Annotated in this window: 5 protein-coding genes; all 5 read right to left on the bottom strand. The window is 71.7% G+C overall.

What is annotated here, in order from left to right:
• Nucleotides 1-288: 288 nt before the first annotated feature.
• On the bottom strand, nucleotides 289-5,235 hold the full coding sequence (locus KS423_RS28935) for an NAD-glutamate dehydrogenase (RefSeq protein ID WP_224282725.1): 4,947 nt from the start codon (nucleotides 5,233-5,235) through the stop codon (nucleotides 289-291).
• Between the two features lie 285 nt (nucleotides 5,236-5,520).
• The gene (pruA, locus tag KS423_RS28930) at nucleotides 5,521-7,146 is read right to left on the bottom strand and encodes an L-glutamate gamma-semialdehyde dehydrogenase (protein WP_224282726.1); all 1,626 of its coding nucleotides are present in this window, start codon (nucleotides 7,144-7,146) and stop codon (nucleotides 5,521-5,523) included.
• Nucleotides 7,147-7,286: 140 nt separating this feature from the next.
• Nucleotides 7,287-7,943 carry an HAD family hydrolase gene (locus KS423_RS28925; RefSeq protein WP_224282724.1) on the bottom strand — a complete coding sequence of 219 codons (657 nt, stop codon included), beginning with the start codon at nucleotides 7,941-7,943 and terminating at the stop codon, nucleotides 7,287-7,289.
• A gap of 47 nt (nucleotides 7,944-7,990) precedes the next feature.
• Nucleotides 7,991-8,500, bottom strand: a complete 510-nt coding sequence (locus KS423_RS28920) for a hypothetical protein (RefSeq protein ID WP_224282723.1) — start codon at nucleotides 8,498-8,500, stop codon at nucleotides 7,991-7,993.
• 115 nt (nucleotides 8,501-8,615) lie between these two features.
• Nucleotides 8,616-9,552, bottom strand: a 937-nt coding sequence (locus KS423_RS28915; protein ID WP_224282722.1) for a patatin-like phospholipase family protein, incomplete at its 5' end; no start/stop codon positions are given.

Here is a 9,552-nt window from a genome sequence, read left to right as displayed (position 1 = left end):
GAGGCGGGCGCCGCCGCGGGCGCGCCGGTGGCGGCCTCGGCCTTCGCCGTGTCCTTCTTGTCATCGGATGAGCAGGCCGCCGCTGCGGCGACCAGCAGCACCACCGAGATGCCCACGCCCACCGCGCGGACCGAGGCCCGGTTCTTCCCCATGTCGTCAACCCCCCACATGATCGTTCGAGTGCCACCGTAGCGAACGTCCGCCCGCGGTCCACAACCGGTTTCCGGAGCCGGGAACGCGGGAGGGGCCCGCGTCCGTGGACGCGGGCCCCTCCGGTGCAGCCGTCCGTCAGCGCATCGAACCGGTGCGCAGCAGGGTGCGGATGACGCGCATCGCGACCGAGAGGCTGGACAGCTCGTAGTTGTCCGAACCCCTTATGTCGTCGAGGGTGCTCTTGGCGCGCTTCAGCAGGGTCCCGTTGAGCTCGGCCCAGGCGGTGTACCGCTCCTCCGGGGTGGCGCCCTCGGGACCGCAGGCCAGGATGTCGGCGGTCAGCGCCGCGTGCGCCGCGAAGAGCTCCTCGCGGATCGCGGCCCGGGCCATCGACGACCAGCGGTCGGTGCGGGGCAGCTCGATGATGCGGTCGAGCAGGTGCGAGATCTGGAGCCGGTCGCCCAGGTCGTAGTAGAGGTCGGTGACCTCGGCGACGTCCTTGCCGGAGCGGTCCGCGACCTCGGCGATGTCCAGGGTCGGGAAGACCGAGGAGAGGCCGGCGATCCGCGTGGCCAGCTCCTCCGGCACCCCGGCCTCGGCGAGCTCGTCGTACACCGACTCGAACCAGGCCAGGTCCTCGCCGCGCAGCGGCTTGGGCAGCGAGGCCCAGACCTGGTTGACCCGGTCGTGGAAGAACTCGATGGTGCCGGCGATGTCGAGCGGCTGGCGGCGGTTGTTGAGCATCCACCGGGTGGCGCGCTCGACCAGGCGCCGCGAGTGCAGCCGCATCTTGGTCTGCACCCGGGCCGGGACCTTGTTGTCCAGGTCCTCGATCTCGGCCCAGATCTGCTCCAGGTCGAAGACGGCCCGCGCGGCGGTGTGCGTCCGGGCGATCTCCTCGTAGGTCGCGCCGGTCTCCTCCTTCAGGCGGAAGGCGAAGGTGCAGCCACCGCGGTTGATCGTGTCGTTGACGATCAGCGTGGTGATGATCTCGCGGCGCAGCGCGTGGTTGTCGATCGCGTCGGCGAACTTCGCCCGCAGCGCGCTCGGGAAGTACTCGTGCAGCGCGGTGCGGAAGAACGGGTCGTCCGGCAGCTCGGTGGCCAGCAGCTCCTCGGCCAGGATGATCTTGGTGTACGCGAGCAGGACGGACATCTCGGGCTGCGAGAGGCCCCGGCCGCTCTGCTGGCGCTCACGGATCTGGCGCTCGGTGGGCAGGAACTCCAGCGTCCGGTCCAGCTGGCCGGCCGACTCGAAGCGGTTGATCATCCGGGCGTGCACGTTGACCATGCTGTGCGCCTGGGCGACGGCGTTGGCCAGCACCACGTTCTGCGCGTAGTTGTTGCGCAGCACCAGGTGGCCGACCTCGTCGGTCATCTCGGCCAGCAGGGTGTTGCGCTGCTTGACCGTCATGTCGCCCTCGGCGACGACCTGGTTGAGCAGGATCTTGATGTTGACCTCGTGGTCCGAGGTGTCCACACCGGCGGAGTTGTCGATCGCGTCGGTGTCGATCCAGCCGCCGGCGCCCTCCGGACCGCCGGTGGCCGCGTACTCGATGCGGCCGAGCTGGGTGCAGCCGAGGTTGCCGCCCTCGCCGATGACCCGGGCCCGGACCTGCTCGCCGTTGACCCGGATGGCGTCGTTGGACTTGTCGCCGACCTCGGCGTTGGTCTCGGTGGAGGCCTTGACGTAGGTGCCGATGCCGCCGTTCCAGAACAGGTCGACCGGAGCCTGGAGGACCGCCCGCATCAGCTCGGCCGGGGTCAGGCGGCTCTCCTCGACACCGAGGGCCGCGCGGACCTGCGGGGTCAGCTGGATCGACTTGGCGCTGCGCGGGAAGACCCCGCCGCCGGCCGAGATCAGCGACTTGTCGTAGTCGTCCCAGGAGCTGCGCGGCAGCTCGAACAGGCGGCGGCGCTCGGCGTAGGAGGCGGCCGCGTCCGGGTTCGGGTCGAGGAAGATGTGGCGGTGGTCGAAGGCGGCGACCAGGCGGATGTGCGAGCTGAGCAGCATGCCGTTGCCGAAGACGTCGCCGGACATGTCGCCGATGCCGATGACGGTGAAGTCCTCGGTCTGGGTGTCGACGCCGAGCTCGCGGAAGTTGCGCTTGACCGACTCCCAGGCGCCGCGGGCGGTGATGCCCATGCCCTTGTGGTCGTAGCCGGCCGAGCCGCCGGAGGCGAACGCGTCGCCCAGCCAGAAGCCGTAGGACTCGGCGACGCCGTTGGCGATGTCCGAGAAGGTCGCGGTGCCCTTGTCGGCGGCGACGACCAGGTAGGTGTCGTCCTCGTCGTGGCGGACCACGTCGGCCGGGTGCACGACCTCGCCGCCGACCAGGTTGTCGGTGATGTCGAGCAGCGCCGAGATGAAGGTCTTGTACGAGGAGACGCCCTCGGCCAGCCAGGCATCGCGGTCGACCGCCGGGTCCGGCAGCTGCTTGGCGACGAAGCCGCCCTTGGCGCCGACCGGGACGATGACGGTGTTCTTGACCATCTGCGCCTTGACCAGGCCCAGGATCTCGGTGCGGAAGTCCTCGCGCCGGTCGGACCAGCGCAGACCGCCGCGGGCGACCTTGCCGAAGCGCAGGTGGACGCCCTCGACCTGCGGCGAGTAGACCCAGATCTCGAACGCCGGGCGCGGGGCCGGCAGCTCCGGGATGGCCTTCGGGTCGAACTTCATCGACACGTAGGAGTGCCACTCGCCGGAGACGGCGTGCTGGAAGAAGTTGGTCCGCAGGGTGGCCTTGATGAGGTTCAGGAAGGAGCGCAGGATGCGGTCCTCGTCCAGCGAGACGACCTCGTCGAGGGCGCCGGCCAGCTCCTCCAGGATGCCCTCGGTCAGCTCCAGGGCGCCCGAACGGTGGCTCGGGCTCAGCCGGGCCTCGAACAGGTTGACCAGCAGCCGGGTGGTGTGGGTGTTGTTGCGGAGCGCGTCCTCCATGTAGTCCTGGGAGAACGTGGAGCCCGCCTGGCGCAGGTACTTGGCGTACGTGCGCAGCATCATCGCCTGGCGCCAGGTCAGCCCGGCGGTCAGCACCAGCTCGTTGAAGCCGTCGTTCTCGGCCTTGCCGGTCCAGGTCGCGGCGAAGGTCTCCTGGAAGCGCTCGCGGGCCTCGTCGGTGAGCTCGGTGGCCTCGCGCAGCTTCAGGCCGAAGTCGTAGACCCACGCGGTGGTGCCGTCGGAGCGGCGCAGCGCGTACGGGTGCTCGTCCAGCACCTCGACGCCCAGGCGCTGGAGCACCGGCAGGACCTCGGTGAGCGAGATCGGGCCGCCGACCCGGTAGATCTTGAAGCGGCGCTCGTCGTGGCCGGCGCCGACCGGCTGGTACAGGTTCAGGCGGAAGTCGCCCTCGCCGTGCAGCGACTCGATCTGCTTGATGTCGGCGACGGCGGTGCGCGGCGGGAAGTCGGCGCGGTAGCCGTCGGGGAAGGCGTTGGCGTACTTGTGGCCGAGCTCGGCGGCCTTCTCCTCGCCCAGTTCGAGGTGCAGCTGGTCGTGGAAGCCGTCCATCCAGAACCGGGCGGCCTCGGCCAGCCGGTTCTCGATCCGCTCGATGTCGGAGTCGGTGAGGTGCGGCAGCTCGGTGCCCGGGGCGACCCGGACCACGAAGTGCAGGCGGGTCAGCACCGACTCGGTGGCGTACACCGTGTAGTCGATGGTGGCGCCGTTCAGCTCCTCCTTGAGGATGTCGGTGAGCAGCAGCCGGATGCGCGTGGTGTAGCGGTCGCGCGGCAGGTAGATGAACGCCGAGAAGTAGCGCCCGTACTCGTCCTGGCGCAGGAAGAGCCGCAGCTTGCGGCGCTCCTGGAGGTAGAGCACGCTCGTCGCGATGGAGAGCAGCTCGGAGGCCGGGGTCTGGAAGATCTCGTCCCGCGGGAAGGTCTCCATGATCTGGAGCAGGTCGCGGCCGTCGTGGCTCTCGCTGGAGAAGCCGGACTCCCCCAGCACCGCCTGGACCTTGCGGCGCACGACCGGGATGCGGGTGACCGACTCGGTGTAGGCGGCGGAGGAGAACAGGCCGAGGAAGCGGCGCTCGCCGACCGGCTCGCCGGCGGCGTTGAACTTCTTCACGCCGACGTAGTCCAGGTAGGCCGGGCGGTGCACGGTGGCACGGCTGTTGGCCTTGGTCAGGACGAGCAGCTTCTTCTCGTGGGCCTTGGCGCGCACCGGCGCGGAGAGGCGGCCGAAGGCCTCGCTGACCGCGTGGTGGGCGTCGTCGTGGCTGTGCGGGTCGGAGCGCAGGATGCCCAGGCCCGTCCCGGCGACGGCCTTGAGGACCTCCTCGCCCTCGTGCTCGACCAGGTCGTACTCGCGGTAGCCGAGGAAGGTGAAGTGGTCGTCGGCGAGCCAGCGCATCAGCTCCCAGGCCTCGCCGACCTCCTGCTCGGGCAGGCCGGCCGGGGGCTGCTCGGCCAGCTCGTCGGCCAGGCGCAGCGCGCTCTCGCGCATCTTCGTCCAGTCCTCGACGACCTCGCGGACGTCGCCGAGCACGCGGCGCAGGTCGGCCTCGATGGAGCGCAGGTCCTCGCGGTCGGTCTCGCGGTCGATCTCGATGTGCATCCACGACTCGACCGTCGCGTCGGCGGGCCACTCGGTGCCGGCGGCCAGGCTGCGGGAGCAGGCGTCGACGTCCAGGATCTCCAGCAGCTTGCCGGTGATGTCACGGCGGACGACCAGCTGGGGGTGGATCACGATGTGGATCGCGCGGTCCTGGCGGGACAGCTCGTTGGTGACGGAGTCGACCAGGAAGGGCATGTCGTCGGTGACGACCTCGACCACGGTGTGGCCGCAGGACCAGCCGTTCTCCTCGACCGAGGGGGTGTGGACCCGCACCTCGGCGGTGCCCTGCGGGCGCTTGAGGCCCAGGCGGTAGTGGGAGGCGGCCGCGCCGTAGACGTCGACCGGGTCGCGGTCGACCAGGTCCTCGGGCGCGGTGTGGAGGTAGTAGTGGTGCAGGTACGCGGTCAGAGCGCCGTTGCTCAGACCCTCCCCCGGCGCCGCTCCCCCCACCTGGCTGTTCTCAGCGGCTGCGGCTGCCTTCTTGAGCAGTTCGGCCTTGGCTGCGTCCAGCTTGGTCTGCATGACTTCTTGGCTCCTGTCGCGCGCCGTTGCGTGACTCGGTGGTGTGTGGATGTACACCGACGGGTCACCGCAATCCTGCCGCACCATCCGACTGAAAGGGGCTCATGGCACGCATGAAACGCCCGCCCAGCGGGTAGGACGTCTCATTCGTCCTGCGAGCCACCCGACGACGCCAGCCAGCCTAACCGGATCAATCGAAGGTGGACAGGGACAGGTAGGCGCAAACCCGCAGGATGTCGGGTCCGTCCTGGACACCATGTCCAAACCGGAGCCTGGTGTTCACTCTCAGCCCATGTGCGGGTGACGGTGGTGCGTCGGCGGGACGAATGTCTCCTTGATCGACCGGGCCGAGGTCCAGCGGAGCAGGTTCTGCGCGGCGCCCGCCTTGTCGTTGGTGCCGGAGGCCCGGCCGCCGCCGAAGGGCTGCTGGCCGACGACGGCTCCGGTGGGCTTGTCGTTGATGTAGAAGTTCCCCGCGGTGAAGCGCAGCTCCTCGACGGCCTGGGCGATGGCGTAACGATCCTGCGCGATCACCGAGCCGGTCAGCCCGTACGGGGCGCCGCCGTCGACCCGGCGGAGCACGTCGTCCCAGCGGGAGTCCTCGTAGACGTGGACGGCGAGGATCGGGCCGAAGTACTCGGTCCGGAAGATCTCGCCCCGGTGGTCGGAGGAGACCAGGACGGTCGGCCGGACGAACCAGCCGATCGCGTCGTCGTACTGCCCGCCGGCCGCCAGTTCGATCGTCGGATCGGCCTTCGCCCGCTCGATGGCGTCCCGGTTCTTCTCGAAGGCGCGCCGGTCGATCAGGGCGCCCATGAAGTTGGACAGGTCGGTCACGTCGCCCACCGCGAGCGCGTCCACCTCGGCCAGGAAGTCGTCCTTGATCTTCTGCCAGAGGCTGCGCGGCAGGTAGGCCCGGGAGAGCGCCGAGCACTTCTGGCCCTGGTACTCGAAGGCCCCGCGGATCAGCGCGGTCCTCAGGATCTCCGGGTCGGCCGAGCGGTGGGCCAACAGGAAGTCCTTGCCGCCGGTCTCGCCGACGATCCTGGGGTACGTGCGGTACCCGCCGATGTTGGCGCCGACGGTCTGCCACAGGGACCGGAAGGTGGCGGTGGAGCCGGTGAAGTGCAGCCCGGCGAACGCCGGGTCGGCCAGTGCGACCGGGGAGACCTGGAGGCCGTCCCCGGTGACCAGGTTGATCACCCCGGGCGGCAGGCCGGCCGCCTCCAGCAGCCGCATCAGGTGGTACGCGGCCAGGGTCTGGGTCGGCGCGGGCTTCCAGACCACGGTGTTGCCCATCAGCGCGGGGGCGGTCGGCAGGTTGCCGGCGATCGCGGTGAAGTTGAACGGGGTGATCGCGTAGACGAAACCTTCCAGCGGACGGTGGTCCGTGCGGTTCCACACGCCGGGCGAGGAGATCGGCTGGTCGGCCAGGATCTGCCGGGCGAAGTGGACGTTGAACCGCCAGAAGTCGATCAGCTCGCAGGCGGAGTCGATCTCGGCCTGCTGCGCGGTCTTGGACTGGCCGAGCATGGTGGCCGCGTTGAGCGTCTCCCGCCAGGGTCCGGCGAGCAGGTCGGCGGCGCGCAGGAACACCGCCGCGCGGTCGTCGAAGGAGAGCGAGCGCCACTGCCGCCCGGCGGCCAGCGCCGCGTCCACCGCCGCCCGGGCGTCCTCCCGGGTGGCGTTGCCGAGCACGCCCAGCTTGGCGGCGTGGTGGTGCGGCTGGACGACCTCGATCCGCTCACCGCCGCCGAAGCGCTGCTCGCCCCCGACGGTCATCGGCAGCGGGACCTGCTCGGCCGCCAGCTCGTCCAGCCGCCGGACCAGCCGGTCCCGCTCCGGGCTGCCGGGCGCGTACGCGTGCACCGGCTCGTTGACCGGGACCGGCACCTCGGTGACTGCGTCGATGGGCATGGCGGCTCCGTCCTGGCGGCTGGTCGGGTGTGACACCAGCCTGACCAGCCGGGGCGCGATCCGCCCGTTCAGACACGCGGATGGCGGACGTGGCGCCCGCCACGTCCGCCCGGGCGGGCGGACGGGCCCGAGGGTCAGCCCGCGATCCGGCCGGCCAGCTCGACCGCCTCGGCCAGGCTGTCCACCACCGGGACGCCGACCGGCTCCAGCTTCTCCCGGGTGTGCGAACCACCGGTGTAGAGCACCGCGTGGGCGCCCGCGCCGAGCGCCGCCAGGGCGTCGTCCGCGGCATCGCCGATCAGCACCGTACGGGCCGGGTCCACCCGCTCGCCGAGCGCGGCCAGGTGCCGGGTCAGGTGCTCCGCCTTCTGCCCGCCGGACGGGCCGCTGCGGCCGTCCACCCGCAGGAAACCGCCGGTCAGTCCGAAGGTGTCGACCAGCGGCACCAGCTCCGCGTGGTCGTACATCGACAGCAGGGACTGGCTGTTCCCGGCCTCCCGCCAGCCGTCCAGCAACTCGCGCACGCCCTCGGTCAGCCCGCAGGACGGACTGAGCTCCCGGTAGCGGTCGTGGAACGCGTCGTCGAGCCTCAGCCACTCCTCCGCGGAGGGCATCCGGCCGAGCAGCCGCTGATAGAACCGCGGGATCGGGATCTCGTACTGCTCGCGGTACTCCTGAAGGGTCATCGGCCCGATGCCGACGGTCGCGAAGGCGGCATTGCTCGCCCCGAGCACGGCTTCCATGTCATGGAAGAGCGTGCCGTTCCAGTCCCAGACGATGTGAGTGCGCACGGGGTGAAACGGTAACCCGGACGGGCGACACGCCGGTAGGACGGAACTCACGCGAGCAGGGACGGGATCTCCTGGGTCGCGTACCAGAGCAGGTCGTGGTCCTCGGCGCCGTCCACGGTGAACTGGGCGTCCTGGTCGCCCGCGTCGGCCGCGGCCACCGCCGCCACCGCCGCCGCGACGTCGGTGACCACCTCGTCGTCGGCCACGTCGGCGTGCACCGCGGCCGCCTTGGCCAGCCGCACCGCGCCTGCCAGCACCACCCGGCCGAGCGAGGCCTGGTCCTGGTACTCGTCGCCCGGGAAGGGCCGCACCGACGCGTCGGCCACGTCCAGCGCCACCACCACCCGGCGGCGCGGGGCCTGCGGGTCGCCCGCCAGCAGCCGCAGGGAGGACTGCGCGGCCCGGTTCAGCGCCGCGTACTCCAGTTCCTCCAGGTCGTCGCTGACGTACCACTCGCGCAGCGCGGGCGTCACGGCGTACGCGGCGGACTGCTCCAGGGAGCCGCCCTCGTGCGCCGCCGCCAGGCCGGTCAGGGTGGTGGGCACGTACACGCGCATCGGTGGCACTCTCCGGTTCGTCCAGCGGGGTTCGTCCAGCGGCACAGATTCTCCAGCGCCCCAAGAATAAGCGCCGCCGGGCCGCCCGTGATCACCTCCGCCCCGGGGCGGGCGCTCACCGCTGGGCCCGCAGGGCCTCCCGGCTGGTGCGCAGCGCGCTCTCCAGGACGGCGCCGCGGCGGGCCGGGTCCATCATGTTCGGGCCCATCACCGCGAGGTCCGCCAGGGTCGGCGCGAGCAGCCGCACCCGGACGCCCTCGGCCCGCAGCAGCGCGGCCTCGCGCAGCAGCTGCCGGGTGACGGCGTGGCGGTAGCGGCTGACCAGCTGGGCGAGCACGCCGCGCGGGCGGTCCCGGGCGCGCCACTCGCGCAGGGCGACCAGGGCGTCGCGGCCGCTCCCGAGCCGCCCCTGCTCCCCGGCCCGCCCCTGCCGGGGGTCCAGCCGCAGGGCCATCGGGGCGATCACGTACACCTCGTCCAGCCCCCGGCCGAGCATCAGGTCGGCGTTGGTGGCGGACCAGCAGCCGCCGTCCACGTACGCCGAGCCGTCCAGCCGCACCGGCGCGAACCAGCCGGGGATCGCGCAGGAGGCCATCACGGCCTCGGGCACCGGGACGGCCGGGGCACCCGGGTCGCCGAAGACCACCCGGCGGCCGCTGCGGTAGTCCACGGCCACCACGCGCAGCGGCGGTCCCCCGTCGCGGGGCCCCGGCAGCCCGCCGGTGCCGGGCGGTTCACCTTCACCGGGCGGTTCGCCGGTGCCGAACAGGCCGCGCACCAGCTCACCGACCGGCGCCAGCGAGCCGCGGCCGTGCGGCGCGATCGCCGAGACCATGGTCAGCAGCGGGTACTCGCGCGGGTGCCGGACGGCGTCGCGCAGCAGACTGGGCGAGCCGATGCCAGCCCGGGGGCGCGGCGGCAGCGCGCCCCCGACGGCGGTGTCGTAGTCGAAGCCCACCCCGGCCAGCGGCCCCTCGGTGACCGGCAGGCCGCGCTGGTGATCGCGCAGCTGCTCGGGGCGGACGCCGCCGGCCAGCATCGCGGCGAGGATC

Source organism: Streptomyces sp. LS1784 (assembly GCF_020103755.1).
GTDB lineage: Bacteria > Actinomycetota > Actinomycetes > Streptomycetales > Streptomycetaceae > Kitasatospora.
Note: the sequence above shows the minus strand (reverse complement) of the source record. Positions and strands in the feature narration are given on the sequence as shown.

Bases quoted from the DNA above. Each gene is read 5' to 3' on its own strand.
- KS423_RS28935 (WP_224282725.1), bottom strand. From the start codon at position 5,235: ATGCAGACCAAGCTGGACGCAGCCAAGGCCGAACTGCTCAAGAAGGCA.
- KS423_RS28920 (WP_224282723.1), bottom strand. From the start codon at position 8,500: ATGCGCGTGTACGTGCCCACCACCCTGACCGGCCTGGCGGCGGCGCAC.